The organism is Dactylosporangium sp. NPDC006015 (assembly GCF_040614215.1).
In the GTDB taxonomy this organism is placed as follows: domain Bacteria; phylum Actinomycetota; class Actinomycetes; order Mycobacteriales; family Micromonosporaceae; genus Dactylosporangium; species Dactylosporangium maewongense.
In genome coordinates, this window is sequence record NZ_JBEXUD010000005.1 from 379,472 (window position 1) to 400,590 (window position 21,119).

Sequence of the window (21,119 nt, forward strand, 5' to 3'; positions counted from 1 at the left end):
GGAGTGCAAGCGAAGTGGGCAACGGGCGAGCGGAGAGCAACGGGCGAGGGGAGGCGTGAGGGCGGGAGTGCGGAGGCCGGCAGCGAAGAACACAGCGGAAGTTCGGGGAGTCCCAGGCAGTGTGGGGCGGAGGGAGGTCGACCCGGCCCCGGAGCGCGGGGAGTGGAGTGCGGAATGTGAGAGCCCCGTGGCGGTGGAATGCGGAGGCGGCGTGCACAGGGTGGGGGCATGGCGTCCACAGAAGTGGGAGCTCCGTGGCGGCGGGGTGCGGATGCGGCGTCCACAGAAGTGGGGAGTCCTGCGACGGTGTGGTGCGGTGAGCGGTGTCCGCAGGGTTGGGGGTGGCGGCTGTGCGGCCGGCGGGTGCGGTGGTGCGGCGTCGTCGGTTGAAGGGGGCGTGGAAGGGGCGGTGGGTGGTTGGGGTTGTGGTCGATGGGTGGATGGGTCAGCGGGGGACGGCGGGGCGGAGGGCGGTCGGGGGTGGGGCCGGCTCGAACGGGCCGACCAGGTGTGGGCCGGCGGCGGCGTGGAGGTCCGGCCAGACGCTGGACGAGGCGGCGCGGGCCTTGACGAGCTGGGCGGTGGCGCGGCGGTTGCGTTCGGCGATGACGGCGGCCAGGTATGCCCAGCCCGGGGCGTTGCGGGGCGGGGGTGGGGTCGTGCAGAGCGCGACCTCGCGGGCCAGGGCGCGGCCGAGGGCGGTGCGGGAGGGCTCGGTGATCTCGCGGTTGCGGGCCAGGAAGTGGCGGACGGCCAGGGCCAGGCTGTCGTCGAGGCCGGTGAGGTCCAGACGGGTCGCCCATGAGCGCAGCGGCGGTGGCATGGCGGGGACCCAGCCCCAGCTCGCCGGGGTGCGCTCGTGGATGACGATCGTGCCGGCGGCCCAGTCGCCGAGGCGCTTGCCGCTGCGGCCGATGAGCATGGTGCCGAGGCTGGCGACCCAGGTGACGACCGGCAGGAGAAGGCCGGGCCACTCCAGGGCCAGGCCGAGCAGCGCCCGGGTGAAGGCGTGGCGGAAGCGGACCGGGCCGCCGTCGTCGCGGACCACGCGCAGGCCCATGGCGGCCTTGCCGGGGGTGCGGCCGCGCAGGACGGTCTCGAAGAAGGCCGGGTAGCCCAGGGCCGTGACGACCAGGATGACGGTGAAGATGGCCTGGCCGAGGCCGTCGTCGAAGAGGCCGGCGGCGTCGGTCACGAGGCGCAGGAACGAGGCCGCCACGAACAGGAGCATGAACAGGACGGCCTGGCCGAAGGCGTCGATGATGAGCGCTACGGCCCGTGAGCCGATCCTGGCGACCCGCACGTCCAGCTCCACGGCCTCGCCGCTGACCAGGCGGTCTCCTGGACTTTCGGGGGCCGTAGCGATGTGCATGCGCAACAGTGTCCTACACGGCCGCACCACCGTGCGTCCCCGCGCGCACCCCCGAGCGACCGGACCACCGGGAGTGCCGGCGCCGTCTACGCTGCCGTCGTGGATCTGGACGCATACGTCGCCGAGCACTCCGCCGAGTGGCGGCGGCTGGACGAGCTGGCGCGCCGGCGGCGGGTGAGTGCCGCCGAGGCCGACGAGCTGGTCGCGCTCTACCAGCGGGCGGCGACGCACCTGTCCGCCGTGCGCAGCCGGTCGCCCGACCCGGCGCTCGTCGCCCACCTGTCCCGCCTCGTGCTGGCGGCCCGCAACGCGATCACGGGGGCGCCGGCGTTCTCGTGGCGGACCGTGGGGCGGTTCTTCACGGAGACGTTCCCGCTGGCGGTCTACCGGGCGTGGCCGTGGTGGTCGGCCGTGGCGACGGTGTTCAGTCTGGTCACGTTCGGGATCATGGCGTACGTGGTGGCCAACCCCGAGGTCGCCGACCTGTTCATGGACGACGCGACGATCACGAAGATGGTCCAGAGCGAGTTCGTCGGCTACTACAGCGAGTTCCAGGCGCAGAACTCGACGCTGCGCGTCTGGACCAACAACGCGGTGCTGACCGCGGAGTGCCTCGCCGGTGGCGTGCTGCTCGTACCGGTGCTGATCGTGCTGTTCAACAACGCGTTGAACATCGGGCTGACCGGCGGCGTGATGATCACGTACGGGCGCGGTGACGTGTTCTTCGGCCTGATCATGCCGCACGGCCTGCTGGAGCTGACCGCCGTCTTCGTCGGCGCCGGGGCGGGGCTGCGGATCGGGTGGGCGTGGATCGTGCCCGGCCCGCTGCGGACCCGCGGCCGGGCGCTGGTGGCGGCGGCCCGGGAGGGGATGCTGGTCGCGCTCGGGCTCGTGGTGGTGCTGCTGGTCAGCGGCGTCCTGGAGGGCTTCCTGACGCCGTCCGAGCTGCCGATGCTGGTCAAGGACGCGATCGGCGCCGTCGTGTGGCTGGGGTTCCTGGCGTACGTCGTGATCCTCGGCCGGGCCGCGGAACTGCGTGGCGTGTCGACGGACCTCCCGGAGGAACTGAGCGAGGCCGCGGTTCCGGTGGCCTAGAGCCGGCCGCTGGTCTTCAGGGCGAGGTAGTGGTCGGTGACCCGGGACGCGAACACGTCGGCCGGGGCGTCGACCACCTCCACGCCGTGGCGGCGCAGGGCGGCGCTGACCCGCTCCCGCTCGGCGAGGGTGCGCTGCGCGGCGGCGGCCGCGTAGACGTCGGCCGGGGTCGCGCCGGGCCGGACCTGGGCCATGCGGCTCAGCTCCGGGTCGTGCACCGCGGCGACGACGACCCGGTGCTTCGCGGCCAGCTGCGGCAGGACCGGCAGCAGGCCGTCGCCGAGCGCGCCCGGCTCCAGCGCGGTGAAGAGCACCACGAGGGCCCGCTTCCGTTCGCGCCGCAGCACCTCGCCGGCGACCAGGCCGAAGTCGGTCTCGACGAGCGCCGGCTGGAGCGGGGCCATCGCGGTGACGAGGCGCCACAGCAGCGTGCTCTTGTCGACGTTCGTCACCGAGGCGCGGACCGTGGTGTCGACGGCGAGCAGGTCGACCCGGTCGTCGGCGCGGGCGGCGACGGAGGCGAGCAGCAGCGCGGCGTCCATCGCCGCGTCGAGCCGGGGCTCGTCGCCGATCCGGGTCGCCGACGTCCGGCCGGTGTCCAGGACGCAGACGAGCCGCCGGTCGCGCTCGGGTCGCCAGGTGCGGACCACCACGTCGGAGCGGCGGGCGCTGCCGCGCCAGTCGATCGAGCGGACGTCGTCGCCGACGACGTACTCGCGGAGGGTGTCGAACTCGGTGCCCTGACCCCGCCCGCGGGTCACCACGGACCCGTCCAGGACCCGCAGCCTGGCGACCTTCTCGGGCAGGAACCGCCGGGACGCGAACGCCGGGTAGACCCGGACCCGCCACGACGGGGTCATGGCGTCCGCGGTCCGGCGCGTCGTCTGGCGGTACATGAGCCGCAACGGCCCATGGGAGCGCAGGGTCACCCGGACGGCGGGCCGGTCGCCGCGGCGGGTCGGGGTCAGCGACGTCGTCAGCTTCACGGCCCGCCCCGGCTCGATCCGGACCTCCTGCTCGGCGGGGAACGCGCCGGCGGACGGCACCCACGCGTCGCGGACGCGCCCCACGAACGGCCGGTCGGCGCCGTTGCGGATGGTCAGCTCGACGCTGCCGGTGTCGCCGAGCCACAGCGACTGGTGCCCGGACCGGGACAGGTCCAGCGCGCGCGGCGGCACGGCGGCGAAGTAGTCCACGGCGCACGCGGCGGCGACGCCGGCGAGCAGGACCGCGGCGCCGAGCCACAGCCAGCCGCCGCCGACCGCGTCCCCGGCGGCGATGCCGGCCAGGGCGAGCAGCAGCGTGCCGGCGGCGACGAGCGCGGCCGGCCGCCACGTGATCACGAATCCACCCCCACGCAAAGCCAGGCGGTCACGAAGCCACCCCCACGCAAAGCCAGGCGGTCACGAAGCCACTCCCGCACCGAAGACAGGCGGTCACGCGGACACCGCGTTCATCGAGGGGCCGGCACGGTCGCGAGGACCGAGTCGAGCACCGCGTCGGCGGTGACGCCCTCCAGCTCCGCCTCGGCCCGCAGCCGCACCCGGTGCCGCAGCGTCGGCCGGGCGAGGGCCTTCACGTCGTCGGGGGTGACGTAGTCGCGGCCGGTCAGCCACGCCCACGCCTTCGCCGCGGCGAGCAGCGCCGTCGCGCCGCGCGGCGAGGCGCCGAGCTCCAGCGACGGCGACACGCGGGTCGCGCGGCAGAGGTCGACCACATACGCGAGGACCCCGTCGGCGACCGCGACCCGCTGCACCGCGGCACGCCCGGCGGCGAGGTCGGCCGCGGTCGCGACGGCGGTCACCCCGGCGTCGCGCAGCCGGCGCGGGTCGAAGCCGTGGTGGTGCGCGCGCAGCACGCCGAGCTCCTCGTCGCGGGTCGGCAGCGGCACGGTCAGCTTCAGCAGGAACCGGTCGAGCTGCGCCTCGGGCAGCGGGTAGGTGCCCTCGTACTCGATCGGGTTCTGTGTCGCGGCGACCAGGAACGGGTCCGGCAGCGGGCGGGCCCGGCCCTCCACCGACACCTGCCGCTCCTCCATGACCTCCAGCAGCGACGCCTGGGTCTTCGGCGGCGTCCGGTTGATCTCGTCGGCGAGCAGCAGGTTGGTGAAGACCGGCCCTTCCCGGAACTCGAACTCGGCGGTGCGGGCGTCGAAGATCAGCGAACCGGTGACGTCGCCGGGCATCAGGTCGGGGGTGAACTGGACCCGCTTGGTGTCCAGGTCCAGCGCCGCGGCGATGGTGCGCACGAGCAGCGTCTTCGCCACGCCGGGCACGCCCTCCAGCAGCACGTGCCCGCGGGCGAGCAGGGCGATCACCATGCCGGACACGACGGCGTCCTGGCCGACGACGACCTTGCCGACCTCGGCGCGCAGCCGGCCGAGGGCGGCGCGGGCCTCCTGCGGGTCCCCGACCGGCCCCACTGCCGGCTCTGGCGCCGGCTGTGCCAGCGGGATAGCGGTGTCGGTCACCGTCGTGCTCCTTCTGCGTGGGGTTGTTCGTTGGTCACGGCCTCGGTGAGCATCTCCAGCCGGACGGCCGCGGCGACCAGCGCCTCGTCGTCCGCGGGCGGCAGGCCGAACAGCGTGTCGTCGACGACCTCGGGGGGCCAGCCGCTCTGCGCGGCGACCGCGGCCACGAGCGTCGCGCGGCCGGTGCCGGGCTCCAGCCGCAGCAGCCGCGCCATCCGGGCCACGGCGGCCGCCCGCAGCGTCCGCAGCGATTCGTCGCGCGCCCGGGCCCGCTGGTACAGCCTGCCCCGGCCGGTGACCGTCTCGCCGGCGCGCACGACCACCGGCAGCGGCTCCACCACCGGCCCGCCCATCCGGCGCGCCCTGGCCAGCGCGTACAGCAGGAGCGCGACGACGAGCAGCACGGCGACCACGTAGACCCACGCCGGGAAGGCCTCCCACAGCGGGTTGGCGGGTTCGCCGCGGCTGCCGGCCTGCGTCGCGCCGGGGTCCGGGCTGGGCGGCGCGCCCCTGGACCGGCTGGGGCCGGAGCTGGGCAGGTCCTGGTCGCGGGTCGGCGTGGCGGTCGGCTCGGCGCTGGGGGTCCGCGTCGCCGTCGGCACGGGAGGGGCGGGGTCCCGCACCGGCTCCGGCGGCGACTCGTGCCGGTGCAGGTCGACCCAGACGAGCCGCGGCCTGGTGGTCAGCAGGCTGGTGGCGAGCCTCGCGTTGCCGGCCTCGCCGATGCGGTCGTTGCGGAACGGGTCCGCGGAGCCGGCGATCGTCGTGGTGGTCCAGCCCCGGCTGAACACGATGAGCGAGTCGTCGTAGCAGCGGGCGAACTCCTCCTCGGCGGCCGGGTCGACGGGGCCGTAGCTGGTCCGGTGGATCCCCGCCGGGCCGGCGTCGGCCGCGGGCCGGTAGTCGCACCCCGGCGCGCTCACCGATCCGGCGAGGGCCCGCCGGCCGGTGGTGAGCGGCATCTGCGCGCGCAGGAGGGTCTGCTTGCTGGGCTCGACGAGCACGACCCGGGTCGAGCCCGGCAGCAGCGCCATCCGCCGCAGGTACTCGGGGTGCACGAACTGCGGGGTGGTGAGCAGGATCGTCACGTCGCCGCGGTTCTTGGCCAGGAACGCGTCGGCGGTGCTGCCGACCCGGGCGATCGTGACCCCGGCCGCGCGGACGCGGTCGGCGAGGGTGCTCGCGCCGATGGCCGCCGTGCTGACTGGCGACAGGTAGGCGGCGTCGTCCTCGTCGGGCTGCTCCCACTGGTACAGCACCAGGCCGGTGATCACGACCAGCAGGGCGGCGACGGGTGGGACCACGACCCGCAGCCACCGCCGGGAGCGCGCCTTCTTCATGCGTCGACCTCCGCCGCGTACCGCCGCATCAGGGTGTCGTGCTCCTCGGTGGCGGGGATCTGCCCGTACCAGATGTCGGAGAAGATCCCGGTCGCGCCGCGCAGCGCCGGCTCGGCGGCCGGCACCACGGCGGAGGCGGCGTGGGCCACCTCGGTCACGGTCATGCCGGGCAGCACCTCGACGGCGGGCCTGTCTGCGAGCCCCCGCACGATCGCCCGGAGCCGCTCGCGGACCGCCTCGGCGTAGCGGCCCTCCGCGGCCAGCCGGTCGGCGAGGCTCAGGAACACCTTGGCCGGCAGGTCGGGCAGCGTGTCGCCGCTCGACGGCTCGGTGACCTCGGCCTCGACCTCCTCGGGCGCGGCCGTCTCCGGCTCCTCGACGTCCTTCTTCTTCCGCTTCCTCCGGCGCAGGCGCGGGAAGCGCTTCGGGACCCAGCGCGGGAAGAAGTAGTACAGGACGCCGCCGACGACCGACAGCAGCAGCAGGAGGAAGACCAGCAGCGGCAGCCCGATCGCCGCGGACAGCCGCTCGAGGAACTCGGCCCAGCCGCGGGTCATCGCTGCACCGCACCGGAGAGGGCGGCCTGGGCCAGGTCGACGGGGCGGCCGAGCCGGCGGGAGCGGCCGACCGCGACGTCGAGCCCCTCGACCCGCATCCGGCTCTCCAGGTACAGGACGGCGTCGACGCTGGCGAGCGCGGCATACACGACGGTGTTGGCCAGCACCCACACCGCCACCGTCACGATCTCGTAGACCAGCGCGTCGCTCGGCAGCACGGTGTCCAGCAGCGCGGCGGTGCCCAGGCCGATCGCCACCCGGATCGCGGCCCATCCGCCGTAGCCGCCCAGCCGGATCGCCACGCCGCGCAGCCCGACCGGCGCCAGGTTCAGGGAGCGCACCAGCGCCGCCCCGGGCCCGACCCGGTCGACCACGAGCGCGGGCGCGGCCAGGCCGATCGCGCCGAAGAAGTAGAACCACGGCAGCGCCACGACCGCGCTCGGCAGCAGGATCAGGCCGACCGAGATGGCGAGGACGATCAGCGCCGGCGCCCGCCGCCCCCACACGCGCAGCAGCTCGCGGGCCGGCGCGGGGGTCCCGAGCAGGGCCGGCCCGGCGGCCGCCCCGGTCAGCCCGCCCAGCAGCGCCAGCACGATGCCCTCCGTGGTCAGGCCGCAGCAGAAGACCAGCCACCAGATCCCGGTGTCGGCGTCGAAGACGTCCGTCGTGCCGTCCGCCCCGGCGACGGAGCGCAGCGGAAACAGCACGGCCTGCTCGCACACCGCCAGCACGAACGCGGCGACCAGGAACAACCGGGCATTGGCGCGCAGCAGCAGCACCCCCGCGTCGAGCAGCTCACCGAAGGTGAGCGGACGCAGTGGGATCACCGGGCTGTGCTGGTCCACGCGGACACCGTAGTCGGCAGGCGCGAACCCGGCGGCCCGCCCTGACCAGATGGCCGGAAACTGACCAAGATCGGGCATCGGGTTCCCATCTTCGGGCGTCGAGGTGAAATATTGGACCGCATGAGAGCCCGCGTCCTGGTGGTCGACGACGACCCCGCCCTTGCCGAGATGCTCGGCATCGTCCTGCGCAGCGAAGGCTTCCTCCCGTCCTTCGTCGCGGACGGGGAGCGTGCACTCGGCGCGTTCCGGGACAGTCGGCCCGACATCGTCCTGCTCGACCTGATGCTGCCGGGCATGAGCGGCATCGACGTGTGTCGGTCCATCCGCGCCGAGTCCGGCGTGCCGATCGTGATGCTCACCGCCAAGAGCGACACGGTCGACGTGGTGCTCGGGCTCGAGTCGGGCGCCGACGACTACGTGATGAAGCCGTTCAAGCCCAAGGAGCTGGTCGCGCGCATGCGGGCCCGGCTGCGCCGCGGCGAGGACGTCGCCCCCGAGCTGCTGACCATCGGCCCGCCCGGCAACCAGATCACCATCGACGTGCCGGCGCACACCGTCATGCGCGACGGTGAGGAGGTCAAGCTGACGCCGCTCGAGTTCGACCTGCTGGTGGCCCTGGCCCGCAAGCCGCGCCAGGTGTTCACCCGCGAGGTGCTGCTCGAGCAGGTCTGGGGCTACCGGCACGCCGCCGACACCCGCCTGGTCAACGTCCACGTCCAGCGCCTGCGCGCCAAGATCGAGCCCGACCCGGAGAAGCCGGAGATCATCCTGACGGTGCGCGGCGTGGGCTACAAGGCCGGCACAGGCTGAGGTCTGCCGTGGTGCGTATCGACCCGATCGTCGTGCAGGTCCGCCGTTTCGGCCGCTTCCGGCCGAAACGGCTGATCCCGCACGCCGCGAGCCGCCGGCTGCGGCGCTTCTACGCCGCGGCCCGCCGGCAGTGGCGCCGGTCGCTGCAGTTCCGGGTCGTCGGCATCACGCTGCTGCTCTCGGCGATCCTGGTGTCGGCGTTCGGCTACACGGTCGCGTCGCTGATCAGCCAGGGCGTGCTGCGCACCAAGGTCGACACGTCCAAGGAGCAGATCCAGCGCGGTGCCCGGGCGGCGGCCGGGGACCTGGAGGGCTACACCCAGGCCGACGACCCGGGGCTGCCCGGGAAGATGCGCATCGTGGCCATCGACCTGGCCAGCTCCATGGACATCCCCGGCGCCGAGGTCGTCATCCTGCGGCAGGGCACGGCGCTGGGGCACGCCGCGCCGGACAACGGTGCGACGGCGGTGCTGCAGCAGGGCTCGATGCGCAAGCTCCGCGAGGCGGTCGTCGGCGGCCGCCCGGGCACCTACCAGCAGATCGCGACCCTGGACGTCGGCCAGGGGCCGACCCGGTTCCTGGTCGTGGGCACCCTGATCATCACCGGCGGCCAGCCCCTGGAGCTGTACTACCTGCTGCCGCTGAAGGCCGAGAACGACCTGGTCGAGTTCGTCGCGCTGGTGGTCACGGCGACCGGCGTGGCGCTCGTGGCGCTGCTCGCCCTGATCGCGGCGACCATGACCCGGCTCGTGGTGAAGCCCGTCCGGGTCGCGGCCCGCACCGCCCAGCGGCTCTCCGCCGGCCTGCTCGACCAGCGCATGCAGGTCAAGGGCGAGGACGACCTGGCCCGGCTGGCCGCCGCGTTCAACCAGATGGCGGCCAACCTCCAGCGGCAGATCGTGCGGCTGGAGGAGATGTCGCGCCTCCAGCGGCGCTTCACGTCCGACGTGTCGCACGAGCTGCGCACCCCGCTGACCACCGTGCGGATGGCCGCGGACCTGCTCTTCGCCTCCCGCGACGACTTCGACCCGGCCGCCGCGCGCAGCGCGGAGCTGCTGCAGGCCGAGCTGGACCGGTTCGAGGACCTGCTCACCGACCTGCTGGAGATCAGCCGCTTCGACGCCGGGTTCGCCGCGCTGGACGCCGAGCCGACCGACCTCGCGCCGATCGTGCACCGGGTCGCGGAGCGGCTCGAGGCGCTCGCCGAGCGGTGCAAAGTACCGTTGCGGGTGGAGGCGCCGGAGGATGGCGCGATCGCCGAGGTCGACCCGCGGCGCGTCGAGCGCGTCCTGCGCAACCTGCTGGGCAACGCCATCGAGCACGGCGAGGGCAAGCCGGTCGTGGTGACCTTGGCCATCGACGAGGCGGCGGTGGCGGTGACCGTGCGCGACCACGGGGTCGGGCTGAAGACCGGCGAGGAGAAGCTCGTGTTCAACCGCTTCTGGCGGGCCGACCCGTCCCGGGCGCGGCAGACCGGCGGCACCGGCCTCGGCCTGTCGATCAGCCTGGAGGACGCCCGGCTGCACGGCGGCTGGCTGGAGGCCTGGGGCGCGCCCGGCAAGGGCGCCCAGTTCCGCCTGACGCTGCCGGTGCGCTCCGGCGACCGCCTCGTCTCCTCGCCGCTGCGACTGGTGCCCGACGACGCCCGCGCCGACGAGGCCGCCCTGATCGGCGAGACGCCGTGATGCGCCGCTTCGCGGCGGGGCTGGCCGTGCTCGCGCTGGCGCTCGGCGGCTGCGGGCTGCCCGACAGCACCGAGCCGAGGTACGCCGGCCCGGCCGCCGAGCCGAGCCGCGCCCAGGACCGGGCGGAGGAGCCGCTCAAGCCCGACGGCATCACGAGCCTGATCGCACTGGTCAACAGCTTCCTGAAGACATCGGTCGGCGGCAACATCACCAGCGCCGATCCGTCTGACGCGGGGTCGGAGACCCAGACCCGCATGAAGACCTTCATGACCAAGGAGACCGCGGCCGGTTGGCGCCCGCCGGCGCAGCTGGTCGTGGTCGATGCGACCCTGACACCCTCGCCGCCGGACGACAAGGGCCGGATCGTGGTCAAGGCGCACTTCGAGCGCGTCGGCCAGCTCGACCCCAAGGGCCGGCTCGTCGCCGGGCAGAACGACCCCACCTGGGAGCGCGGCCTCAACTTCGACTTCGAGGGCGAGCAGGTCGGCGGCCAGCTGCTGCTGTCCAAGGTGCCCCCGTTCATGCTGCTGAGCACCGAAGGGCTGGCGTCGTCGTACACCCGCCAGCCCATCTACTTCTGGGAGAAGGACGTCGAGGCGCCGAAGCTGGTGCCCGACCTGCGCTACATGCCCAACGTGCTGCCGGCGTCGAAGAAGGTCAACGAGGTCGTGCAGTGGCTCGTCGACGGGCCGTCGTCGTGGCTCAGCTCGGTCGTCGACAGGCCGTCCGACATCGAGACGAAGGGCAGCCCGACGCTCAAGGACGACCAGAGCGTGGACGTGAACCTCAGCGCGAAGGCGGCCGGCAAGAGCGCCGACGACCTGCGCAGGCTGGCGAGCCAGATCCGGTGGTCGCTCCCCGGGCACCCCGTCGTCCTGCTCTCCTTCGAGAACGCCAAGGACACCACGAACGTCTCCGACGGCTACCTCAACGACAACGCCGCCGTGCAGGACGAGCCCGACCTGGAGAAGTTCGCCGTCGTCAACGAGTCGGTCCGCCAGCTCACCGTCACCCGCGACCCCCCGTCGCTGTTCGGCCCGAGCGAGTGGAACAAGGCGGTCTTGTCGGCGACGATCAACCGGGCGCGCACGAGGGCGGCGCTGGTCCGCAAGGTGGGCGCGAAGCAGCAGCTCTTCGTCAACTCCGGCACGGGCGAGCCCAAGTACGTCGAGGTCCTCGCCTCCGAGATGGGCGCCAACCTGAGCCGGCCGGTGTGGATCAACCGTCCGGCGCAGCGGTTCCTGGTCACCGACGGCGCCAAGCTGTGGGCGGTCACGCCGCCGGGGAGCGGCGGCGAGCCGCCGCAGGCCGTGGTCGTGCCCGGTCCCAACGGGGAGAGCCTGACCAATGTCTCGGCCTTCTCGGTGTCGCCCGACGGCCGGCGGATCGCCCTGATCGTGGGCGGCAAGGCCATGATCGCGGCGCTGCGGTTCGAGAACGGCAACCTGACGCTCGGCGAGCGGCACCCGGTCCCCAACACGCTCAGCAGCAACAAGGCCGTCGGCTGGATCACCGAGACCACGCTCGCGATCGGCGGCGGGCCGAACCCGCTCAACGACAGGGCGGCCGGCACCTACTCGATGGTGTGGACCAGCATCGACGGCACCGGCGAGCGGCCCTTGCCGCTGAACCCGAGCCCGCCCGCCGTCCTGGTCACCGAGCTGTCGGCGCGCACCAACGACCCGACCAGCAGGCAGTCGGAGCAGGCGGTGTCCGTCGTGTTCCAGGACGGGGGGCAGCAGGGCCGCGGGGTGTTCGGCAGCTCCGTCGACGAGCTCAAGCAGGACGTGCTTCCCGGGGCGGCGCCCGGCCCGTCGACCTCCCCACCGGCGAAGCTGGTGGCCAAGTCGCCGTTCTACGCGGACTGACGGGCGTCATGCTGCTCGCCGACCTGCTGGACCTCGTGCTGCCGGCCACCTGCGCCGGATGCGACGAGCCGGCGACCGGGCCGCTGTGCGAGCCGTGCCGCGCGGCGCTCGCCGCCGTCCGGCCGGGGCGCACGCGGCCGGTGCCCGAGCCGCCGGGGCTGCCGCCGGTCTTCGCCCTCGCCGCGTATGCCGGCTCCGTGCGGCGGATGCTCATCCAGTACAAGGAGCGCAACCGTCACGAGCTGGCGCCGGTGCTCGGCGGGCTGCTCGCCAGGGTCGTCGCCGCGTCCGTGCCGGCCGGTGCCGGGCCGGTGACGCTGGTGCCGGTGCCGGCCACGAGCGCGGCGGCCAGGCGGCGCTTCGGCGACCACGTCGACCGGCTCGCGGTCGCCGCGGCCGCGACGCTGCGCCGGCGGGGCGCCGAGGTGCGGGTGGAAGGGCTCCTGCGGGCGCTGCCGAAGCGGGAGGACTCCACCGAGCTGTCGGCCACCGAGCGGGCCCGCGCGGCCGCGCAGGCCTTCGCGGTGCGCGGACGGGGCAGGCCGGCCGGCGGTGCCGTGATCCTCGTCGACGACATCATCACCACCGGGTCGACCCTCGCCGCATCCACGGCGCGGCTCGCCGCCGCGGGCGTCCGGGTCCACCGCGTGGCCGTTCTGGCCGCTACGCAGCGTGCCGCGTAGCTAACGCCCTTCGTCCCGGTTTGAGCGGAACGTTACTTCGTGCGCCACTCGGGGTAATCCGCGAGGAGGGATTCAGAAGTTGATCGGAGAGTTCTTGTGAACCAGGGGTGACTAGCGGCTGTCCTCGGTTTAACGTCGAGAGACGACCTGACCGAAGACCTTGCCGGCGTTCGCGAAGCGCCGGTTCGGAAGGGAGGACTCTGCCCCATCCGTTTCGGTCGCGTGCCGCGAAGGCTCAGCCTCTGGGGAGGCGCGATCCGGCCGAGCAGTCCGGACAACAACCGAACCCAAACCCGTTTCTTTAGCTAGACCCGTGGGGGAGGCCAGGAGTGGACATCGTCGTCAAGGGCCGCAACGTCGAGGTGCCCGACCATTACCGGCAGCACGTCGCAGACAAGCTGCAGAAGGTCGAGCGATACGACCACAAGCTCATCCGCGTCGACGTCGAGTTGTTTCACGAGCGCAATCCGCGCCAATCCGATCACTGTCAGCGCGTGGAGATCACGTGTGTCTCCAGAGGGCCGGTGATCCGGGCGGAGGCCTGCGCCGCCGACTTCTACAGTGCGCTGGACGCCGCCATCGCCAAGCTGGACAGCAGGCTGAGCCGGGCCGCCGACCGCCGGCGCGTCCACCGGGGGCGGCATGCGCCGGTCTCCGTCGCCGCGGCGACCGCGTCGCTGGCGTTCACACAACCTGAGCGCGCGAGCGTCGCCACACTCGCCGACGTCGAGGCCGGGTCCTTCGACCTGATCGACGAGCAGGACGACCAGCCGTGGCACATCGTCCGGGAGAAGGAACACCCGGGCGAGCCGATGACCGTGGACGACGCGCTGTTCCACATGGAGCTGCTCGGCCACGACTTCTACCTTTTCAACGACAAGGAGTCGGGCCGGCCCAGCGTCGTCTACCGCCGCAAGGCGTACGACTACGGGGTCATGAGCCTCGGCACCTGAGCCGTTGCCGCCGAACGGCGGGCCGGTGTGAACCGGCCCGCCGTCCGCTCACAGGTCGCGGGCCAGGACCGCGGTGTCGGGGTAGTCGGCGAAGACGCCGTCGAGCCCGGCCGCCAGGAAGGTCCTGATCTCGCCGATCACGTCGCCCCACGCGTTGGGGTCGGTGCCCTTGCGCAGGTTGAGCGGCAGGAACTGGTTCTCGTTGCGGAACGTCCAGGAGTGCACCTTCAGGCCGCGCGCGTGGGCGTCACCGATCAGCGCCGTCGGCTGCAGCAGGTTGCCGGCCGGGTCCCGCGCGATGACCAGGTTCTTCGTCGCGCCTACGCCGTTGGTGAAGGTCTTGAGCCAGTCCAGGCCGGCCGGCTTGGCGAGGTCCGCCCACGTCCGCGGGTCGCCGCTGCTGCGGAAGTCGAAGGGCGAGCCGACCGCGTCGAGCAGCACCACCGACGGCGTGTCCACCAGGCCGCGCAGCTTCTTGATGCTGGTCGGCTCGAAGGACTGCAGGAAGACGTTCGCGTTGCGGCCGGCCAGCCCGTTGCGCTTGAGGATCCGGGCGAGCAGCGGCTCCAGCGCGAGCCCGGCGGACGCGAAGTACGTGGGGTGCTTCGTCTCCGGGTAGATGCCCACGCCGGCGGAGCGGGCGAGGTCGATGACCTCCTGCAGGGTCGGGATCTCGAAGAGCCCGTCGTAGATCGTGTTGTGCGGGCGGACCGCGGGCAGCCGCTCGACCGCGCGCAGCGTCTTGAGCTCGGCGAGGGTGAAGTCCTCGGTGAACCAGCCGGTGACGCTGACCCCGTCGATGGTCTTCGTGGTCCGCCGGCCCGCGAACTGCGGCTTCGACGCCACGTCGGTGGTCCCCGAGATCTCGTTCTCGTGGCGGGCGACGAGCTGGCCGTCCTTGGTGGGCACGAGGTCGGGCTCGATGAAGTCCGCGCCCATCGCGATCGCCAGGCGGTACGCCGCCAGGGTGTGCTCGGGCCGGTGGCCGCTCGCCCCGCGGTGCCCGATGACGAGCGGCCGGGCCGGCCGCGGCTTCGTGGTGTGGGCGGAGGCCGCGGGGCTGACGAGGGCCTGTGGAAGGACCGCCGCCCCGGCGGCCACCGAGATGCCGGAGATCACTGCACGTCGACGCATGCCCAGACTGTCTCGGGCACACGGCAACGCCACATGACGCCTAGGTTGCCGCCGGGCGCAGCTTGGCGAACTGGATGTTGTCGATCCGGGTGCCGTCCGGGCCGGGCAGCCGGCTGCGCTGCAGGCCCTCGCGGTGATACCCGGCCGCCTCCAGGACCCGCTGCGACGCCACGTTGTCCGGGGCGGTGCCGGCGGTCATCCTCGCCATCCCGATCTCGAAGCCCCACGCGGTGATCAGCCGGGCGGCGCGGGAGGCGTACCCCTTGCCGCGCGCCTCCGAGGTGAGGCTGTAGCCGATCATCGCCTCGCGCAGGAGCGGCTCGAAGTAGAACAACGCGATCTCGCCGAGGTAGGTGCCGCCGTCGGCGTCCCGGATGGTCATCTCCGCCCGCTGGCCGGCCAGCCACTTCGACACCGACTCGGCGCATTGACGGGTCACGACGGCCGGGTCCATCGGGGTGCCGACGACTGACCTGCCGCTGACGTCCGGGCGGCTGCGCATCTGGTACGTGCTGGGCCCGTCCTCCTCGCCGATCGGGCGCAGCGCGACGACGCCGTCGGTCAGCACGCCACCGGGCAGGTCCGGCAGGGCGCGGGCGCTGGGGCCGGGCGGGTCGACGGCGGTCCTGGCCCACACGACCATGTCCTGCCAGCTGCCGTCCGCGGCCTGCGAGGCGGCCCGGGCGACGCCCTCCCGGACGTACCCGCCGGCGACGGCGACCCGCTGGCTGGCGCCGTTGGTCAGCGCCGTCACCAGGTACAGCCGCTGCAGCCCCTGCGCGAACAGCCCGGCGCTGAACTGCTCCAGCGCCGCTGACGCCACCCCCTGCCGGCGGGCCCACGGCGCGACCCAGTAGCCGACCTCCACGGTGCCGGTGCCGCGTGGCGTCGACCCGATCGCGCCGAGCACCCGGTCCGTCGCCGCGTCGACGATCGCCGGGTCCCCGGGCTTCTGCCGGAAGAACGCCAGGGCGTCGTCGCGGGTGTACGGCTGGGGCAGGAACGGCAGGTAGTGCGCGATGGCGGGGTCGCCGCACGCCTCGGCGACCGCGTCGGCGTCCTCGTCCCGGAACGGCCTGAGCGCGACGGTCATTTCAGGTCCCGCTTGAGCAGGGTCGCCACCCAGCCGTCGACCCGCGTGCCGCGCTGCTCGCAGCTGTCCCGCTGGACGCCCTCGATCACGAATCCCACCTTCTCCGCCACCCTCCTCGATCCGATGTTGCCCACGTGCGCGCGCCAGACGATCCGGCCCAGGCCGAGCCGGTCGAACCCGAAGCCGCAGATCGCGCGCGCCGCCTCGGTCATGAAGCCCTTGCCCCGCATCCACGGCGCGGAGGAGAAGCCCAGCTCCGCGCTGACCGGGTCCATCGGGTTGATCCGCAGGTCGATGGTGCCGGCGAACCGGTCGTCGGGGTCCGCGACCACGAACCCCACCCCCGTGCCCTGCAGCCAGCCGTTCGGGTACCGGTGGTGGATGAAGTCCATGGCATGCTCCGGGCCGTAGTCCAGGGGGACCGACGTCCACTGGACGGTCTCCGGGTCGCGGAACGTCATCACCAGGTCGTCCAGGTCGCCGTCGCGGGCCAGCCGCAGCGTGCCCGGCCCGGCCGGCAGGCGGACCGGCGGGGTGCAGAACGTGTGGGCGCGCAGCGCGCCCGGGCCGCCCGGAGCGACCCACGCCGGGGGTGTGTCGCAGACCTCGCCGGGCAGCATCACCCCGTGCCAGCCGTCGACGAACCCGCCCTCCTTCGCCGGCAGCAGCGCCCGCACCACGCCGTCGAACGTGAAGCCGATCCGCTCGGCGGTGAGCTTCGACGAGTGGTTGCCGACCTCGGCGCGCCAGACGAGCTTCGTGAGCCCCAGCACCTCGAACGCCCAGTGCGCGACGGCCCGGCCGGCCCGCTCGGCGACCCGCCGCCCGCGCGCCCAGGGCGCCACCCAGGTGCCGAGCTCGCCCTGCCGGTTGCGCAGGTCGAGGGTGACAAGGCCGGCGGAGGCGAGCAGTTCACCCGTGCGGGCGTCGAACACCCCGAGCGGCGCCGACGTCTCGGTGACCCACGCGGCCCGTGACATCTCCCGCACGTAGGCGGCGGCCTGTTCCCGCAGGTAAGGCACAGGCACCATGGTCCAGCGCTGAATCAGGGGATCCTGGCAGGCGAGGAAGACGTCCTCGGCGTCGTCCTCATGCCAGGCGCGCAGGACGAGCCCGTCGCCGGTGGTCAGTTCGATCGGCTCCATGACCGCCGATCCTGCCCCAAATGTGTCCGCTGTCGGCGGATATTTCTTCGGTACATCGAAGCGATTTGTACAGCTTTGTCCATCAGTGTCCGTAGAGTGGGTGGGCGGGGGCGGCAGTTCGGGCAAGAAGCCGCCTACGATGGGTCGCAGACGTTTAAGGGAGCGCTGACCCGTGTCGATTTTCGAGAAGATCCTCCGCGCCGGCGAAGGTCGCCAGGTGCGGCGGTTGAAGGCTGTCGCAGATGCCGTCAACTCGCTGGAGGAGGAGTACACCGACCTCTCCGACGAAGAGCTGGCCGACATGACGAACCAGTTCAAGGAGCGGCTCGCCGACGGTCAGACGCTGGACGACATCCTGCCTGAGGCGTTCGCGGTCGCCCGCGAGGCCGCCTCCCGGGTGCTCGGTCAGCGACACTACGACGTGCAGGTCATGGGCGGCGCCGCCCTGCACTACGGCAACATCGCCGAGATGAAGACCGGTGAGGGCAAGACCCTCACCTGCGTGCTCCCCGCATATCTCAACGCGCTCTCGGGCAAGGGCGTGCACGTCATCACGACCAACGACTACCTCGCCCAGCGCGACGCCGAGTGGATGGGCCGCGTCCACCGGTTCCTCGGCCTGACCGTCGGCACCGTGCTGCCCAACCAGCCGTCGTCGGCGCACCGGGCCGCGTATGACTGCGACATCACGTATGGCACCAACAACGAGTTCGGCTTCGACTACCTGCGCGACAACATGGCGTGGTCGCGTGACGAGCTCGTGCAGCGCGGCCACAACTTCGCGATCGTCGACGAGGTCGACTCGATCCTGATCGACGAGGCCCGCACCCCGCTGATCATCGCCGGCCCGGCCGAGCAGTCCGCCCGGTGGTATCAGGAGTTCGCCCGCGTCGTCGGCCGCCTGAAGCGCGGCAAGGACGGCGACGGCGACTACGAGGTCGACGAGTCCAAGCGCACGATCTCCGTCACCGAGCGCGGCGTCGGCAAGGTCGAGGACCAGCTCGGCATCGACAACCTCTACGAGTCGGTCAACACCCCGCTGGTCGGCTACCTGAACAACGCCATCAAGGCCAAAGAGCTCTACAAGAAGGACAAGGACTACGTCGTCAACGACGGCGAGGTCCTCATCGTCGACGAGTTCACCGGCCGCATCCTGCACGGCCGCCGCTACAACGAGGGCATGCACCAGGCGATCGAGGCCAAAGAGGGCGTCGAGATCAAGCAGGAGAACCAGACGCTCGCGTCGATCACCCTGCAGAACTTCTTCCGCCTGTACTCGAAGCTGTCGGGCATGACGGGCACCGCCCAGACCGAGGCCGCCGAGTTCAACAAGGTCTACGGCGTCGGCGTCATCTCCATCCCGACCCACCGCTCCATGGTCCGCGTCGACCACCCCGACGTGATCTACAAGACGGAGAAGGCGAAGTACAACGCCGTCGTCGACGACATCGTCGAGCGGCACGCCCTCGGCCAGCCGATCCTCGTCGGCACCGTCTCCGTCGAGAAGTCCGAGCTGCTGTCGCAGCTGCTGCGCAAGCGTGGCGTCGCGCACTCCGTCCTCAACGCGAAGTTCCACTCCAAAGAGGCCGAGATCATCGCGCAGGCCGGCCGCAAGGGCGCCGTCACCGTCGCCACCAACATGGCCGGCCGTGGCACCGACATCCTCCTCGGCGGCAACGCCGAGTACCTCGCCGCCGCCGAGCTGCGCCAGCGCGGCCTCGACGAGGTGGAGGGCCCGGACGAGTACTCGGCCGCCTTCGAGGACGCCCTCCCACGCTGGGAGAAGATGGTCGAGGACGAGTCCGACGAGGTCACCGACGCCGGCGGCCTCTACGTCCTGGGCACCGAGCGGCACGAGTCCCGCCGCATCGACAACCAGCTCCGCGGCCGCTCCGGCCGTCAGGGCGACCCCGGCGAGTCCCGCTTCTACCTGTCCCTGCAGGACGAGCTGATGCGCCGCTTCCGGGCCAGCGCCGTCGAGGCGGTCATGGACCGCTTCAACATCCCCGAGGACGTGCCCATCGAGTCCAAGATGGTCACCCGCCAGATCAAGAGCGCGCAGACCCAGATCGAGGCGCAGAACGCCGAGATCCGCAAGAACGTCCTCAAGTACGACGAGGTCCTCAACAAGCAGCGCAAGGTCATCTACGCCGAGCGCAAGCGCGTCCTGGACGGCGAGGACCTCAGCGAGCAGGTCCGCAACATGATCGACGGTGTCGTCGGCGACTACGTCACCTCCGCCACCTCCCTCGGCGAGACGGCCGAGGACTGGGACCTCGAGCAGCTGTGGACGAACCTCAAGCAGCTCTACCCGGTCGGCGTCACCATCGAGGACCTGGAGGAGGAGGCCGGCGGCTCGCTGGACCCCGAGTTCCTCAAGAACCAGCTCATCGACGACGCCCACGCCGCCTACGACCGCCGCGAGGAGGAGCTCGGCGCCGAGGCCGTCCGCGAGCTGGAGCGCCAGGTCCTGCTCAACGTCATCGACCGCAAGTGGCGTGAGCACCTCTACGAGATGGACTACCTGCAGGAAGGCATCACCCTGCGGGCCTACGCGCAGCGCGACCCCGTGGTCGAGTACCAGCGCGAAGGCTTCGACATGTTCCAGCAGATGCAGGAAGGCATCAAGGAAGAGGCCGTCGGCTTCCTCTTCAACCTGGAGGTCCAGGTCGAGGAGGCTCCGGCCCCGGTGCTGGACGTGGCCGCGGCCGCCGAGACCGGCGCCAACGTCCCGCTGCCCGAGCCGCACGTCGAGATCCGCGCCAAGGGCCTCGGCGGCAACCGCATGCCGCGTGCGCTGCAGTATTCCGCCCCGACCATCGACGGCGAGGCGGGCGTGCACATCGAGCAGCAGGAGGAGGCGCCCGCCCTCGGCCTGGGCAGCGGCACCACCCGCCCGGCCCCGTCGTCGTCGCCGTCTCCCGGCGTGCGCCGCTCGGGCCCGGCCGCGCCGTCGGCGGCCCGCAAGCCCTCCCCCGGCCAGGCGGTCGCCGGCAACGGACCCTCCCGCAACGCACCCTGCCCCTGCGGCTCCGGCAAGAAGTACAAGCGCTGCCACGGCGCCCCCGGCGGCGCCTGACCGCGCCGCCTGCCAGCCCCACCGGACGCCCGCCGCGCTGCTGCCTTCGTGTCGTAGCTCGGCGGGCGTCCGCATGTCCGCACCTGAACCACCGCCCCTCACGAGCGCACAGGGGAGCGGAGTCCAGGTGCGCCTGCCGCCGCCCAAGGCGGGGACTTGGGTTGGGCGGATGAGTGGCGTCTGGTGCGCTCCGCTGCTGCTCAAGATGGGCGCGCCAGGACTTGGGATTGGCGGGTGGGCGGAGTCCGATGCACCCCGCCGCTGTTCAAGGCGGGCGCCGGGGATCTGGGATTGGCGGGCGGGTGAAGTCTCGGGGCGCCCGCCGCTGCTCAGGTTGGGTGCGCCCGGGGCTTGGGGTTGAGGGTGGGTGGAGTCCCAGCGCGCTCAGCGCCCCTCCCGCGGGCGGCCGGGTTGCGGGCGAGGTCGTTCGGTGCGCTCCGCCGCTGTTCAAGGCGGGCGCCGGGGATCTGGAGTTGGCGGGCGGGTGGAGTGCCCCGTTGCGCCTGCCGCTGCTCGGGTTGGGGTGCACCCAGGGACTGCGTTGAGGGGTGGATGGAGTCCCAGTGCGCCCGCCGACCTCCCGCGAGCGCCGGGGCATGGGGTTGAGCGGAGAGTCCGGTGCGCCCCCTGTTGCTCAAGATGGCGCGCTGGGAGCTTGGGGTTGAGGGGGGAGCCCTGGTGTGCTCGCCGTTGCTCAAGGCAGGTGCCCGGGGCCTGGGTGGGTGGAGTCCGGTGCGCCCGGCCGCTGTTCAAGACGGGCGCCGGGGGATCTGGAGTTGGGCGGGTGGGTGGAGTGCCCGGGGTGCCTGCCGTCGCTCAGGCTTGGTGCACCCGGGGCTTGGGGTTGAGGGGTGGATGGAGTCCCAGTGCGCCCGCCGCCCCTCCAGCGGGCGCACCGGGGGTCTGTGCGGACCTCGGTGGTGGGTCTCGGTGGTGAGTGGGGTGCCGGGCAGCGGGAGCCTTACCCGGTCCGCGAGGTTGACCGGGTGA

Annotated in this window: 16 protein-coding genes; 7 read left to right on the top strand and 9 right to left on the bottom strand. The window is 72.7% G+C overall.

The window, feature by feature from the left end; translation table 11 throughout:
• Positions 1-445 precede the first annotated feature (445 nt).
• Positions 446-1,372 carry an RDD family protein gene (locus ABZ321_RS12275; RefSeq protein ID WP_354890923.1) on the bottom strand — a complete coding sequence of 309 codons (927 nt, stop codon included), beginning with the start codon at positions 1,370-1,372 and terminating at the stop codon, positions 446-448.
• 99 nt (positions 1,373-1,471) lie between these two features.
• On the opposite strand from ABZ321_RS12275, the gene ABZ321_RS12280 reads away from it, so the two are divergent.
• Entirely contained in the window at positions 1,472-2,467 is a 996-nt protein-coding gene (locus ABZ321_RS12280; protein WP_354890924.1) for a stage II sporulation protein M, read from the top strand.
• Here ABZ321_RS12280 and ABZ321_RS12285 read toward each other — a convergent pair.
• From ABZ321_RS12285 to ABZ321_RS12305, 5 genes are all read right to left on the bottom strand, one after another.
• Complete coding sequence (locus ABZ321_RS12285; RefSeq protein ID WP_354890925.1) at positions 2,464-3,810, bottom strand: DUF58 domain-containing protein; 1,347 nt, start codon at positions 3,808-3,810, stop codon at positions 2,464-2,466. The genes ABZ321_RS12280 and ABZ321_RS12285 overlap by 4 nt on opposite strands.
• A gap of 110 nt (positions 3,811-3,920) precedes the next feature.
• Positions 3,921-4,889 carry a MoxR family ATPase gene (locus tag ABZ321_RS12290; protein ID WP_354890946.1) on the bottom strand — a complete coding sequence of 323 codons (969 nt, stop codon included), beginning with the start codon at positions 4,887-4,889 and terminating at the stop codon, positions 3,921-3,923.
• A 44-nt stretch (positions 4,890-4,933) separates the two neighbouring features.
• A complete protein-coding gene (locus tag ABZ321_RS12295; protein WP_354890926.1) occupies positions 4,934-6,277 on the bottom strand; it encodes a DUF4350 domain-containing protein in 1,344 nt (447 codons plus the stop codon).
• Entirely contained in the window at positions 6,274-6,834 is a 561-nt protein-coding gene (locus ABZ321_RS12300; protein ID WP_354890927.1) for a DUF4129 domain-containing protein, read from the bottom strand. The genes ABZ321_RS12295 and ABZ321_RS12300 overlap by 4 nt, the downstream gene beginning before the upstream one ends.
• Entirely contained in the window at positions 6,831-7,679 is an 849-nt protein-coding gene (locus tag ABZ321_RS12305) for a hypothetical protein (RefSeq protein ID WP_344501613.1), read from the bottom strand. Before ABZ321_RS12305 ends, ABZ321_RS12300 begins: the two co-directional genes overlap by 4 nt.
• A 120-nt stretch (positions 7,680-7,799) precedes the next feature.
• On the opposite strand from ABZ321_RS12305, the gene mtrA reads away from it, so the two are divergent.
• The 5 genes from mtrA (at position 7,800) to raiA (ending at position 13,678) form a co-directional block, all read left to right on the top strand.
• A complete protein-coding gene (gene mtrA, locus ABZ321_RS12310) occupies positions 7,800-8,489 on the top strand; it encodes an MtrAB system response regulator MtrA (protein ID WP_033364613.1) in 690 nt (229 codons plus the stop codon).
• 74 nt (positions 8,490-8,563) lie between these two features.
• Complete coding sequence (gene mtrB, locus ABZ321_RS12315) at positions 8,564-10,174, top strand: MtrAB system histidine kinase MtrB (RefSeq protein ID WP_344501905.1); 1,611 nt, start codon at positions 8,564-8,566, stop codon at positions 10,172-10,174.
• Positions 10,174-12,042, top strand: coding sequence for an LpqB family beta-propeller domain-containing protein (locus tag ABZ321_RS12320; RefSeq protein ID WP_354890928.1), 1,869 nt, complete (start codon positions 10,174-10,176; stop codon positions 12,040-12,042). Before mtrB ends, ABZ321_RS12320 begins: the two co-directional genes overlap by 1 nt.
• An 8-nt stretch (positions 12,043-12,050) precedes the next feature.
• The gene (locus ABZ321_RS12325) at positions 12,051-12,725 is read left to right on the top strand and encodes a phosphoribosyltransferase family protein (protein ID WP_354890929.1); all 675 of its coding nucleotides are present in this window, start codon (positions 12,051-12,053) and stop codon (positions 12,723-12,725) included.
• A 329-nt stretch (positions 12,726-13,054) separates the two neighbouring features.
• On the top strand, positions 13,055-13,678 hold the full coding sequence (raiA, locus tag ABZ321_RS12330) for a ribosome-associated translation inhibitor RaiA (protein ID WP_344501610.1): 624 nt from the start codon (positions 13,055-13,057) through the stop codon (positions 13,676-13,678).
• Positions 13,679-13,726: 48 nt separating this feature from the next.
• Here raiA and ABZ321_RS12335 read toward each other — a convergent pair whose 3' ends face one another.
• The 3 genes from ABZ321_RS12335 to ABZ321_RS12345 are packed head-to-tail and all read right to left on the bottom strand — an operon-like array spanning position 13,727 to position 17,050.
• Entirely contained in the window at positions 13,727-14,812 is a 1,086-nt protein-coding gene (locus tag ABZ321_RS12335) for a glycerophosphodiester phosphodiesterase (RefSeq protein WP_354890930.1), read from the bottom strand.
• A gap of 40 nt (positions 14,813-14,852) precedes the next feature.
• The gene (locus ABZ321_RS12340; protein ID WP_354890931.1) at positions 14,853-15,905 is read right to left on the bottom strand and encodes a GNAT family N-acetyltransferase; all 1,053 of its coding nucleotides are present in this window, start codon (positions 15,903-15,905) and stop codon (positions 14,853-14,855) included.
• On the bottom strand, positions 15,902-17,050 hold the full coding sequence (locus ABZ321_RS12345; RefSeq protein WP_354890932.1) for a GNAT family N-acetyltransferase: 1,149 nt from the start codon (positions 17,048-17,050) through the stop codon (positions 15,902-15,904). The genes ABZ321_RS12340 and ABZ321_RS12345 overlap by 4 nt, the downstream gene beginning before the upstream one ends.
• A gap of 172 nt (positions 17,051-17,222) precedes the next feature.
• On the opposite strand from ABZ321_RS12345, the gene secA reads away from it, so the two are divergent.
• A complete protein-coding gene (gene secA, locus ABZ321_RS12350) occupies positions 17,223-20,129 on the top strand; it encodes a preprotein translocase subunit SecA (RefSeq protein ID WP_344501606.1) in 2,907 nt (968 codons plus the stop codon).
• The last annotated feature ends 990 nt before the right edge of the window (positions 20,130-21,119 follow it).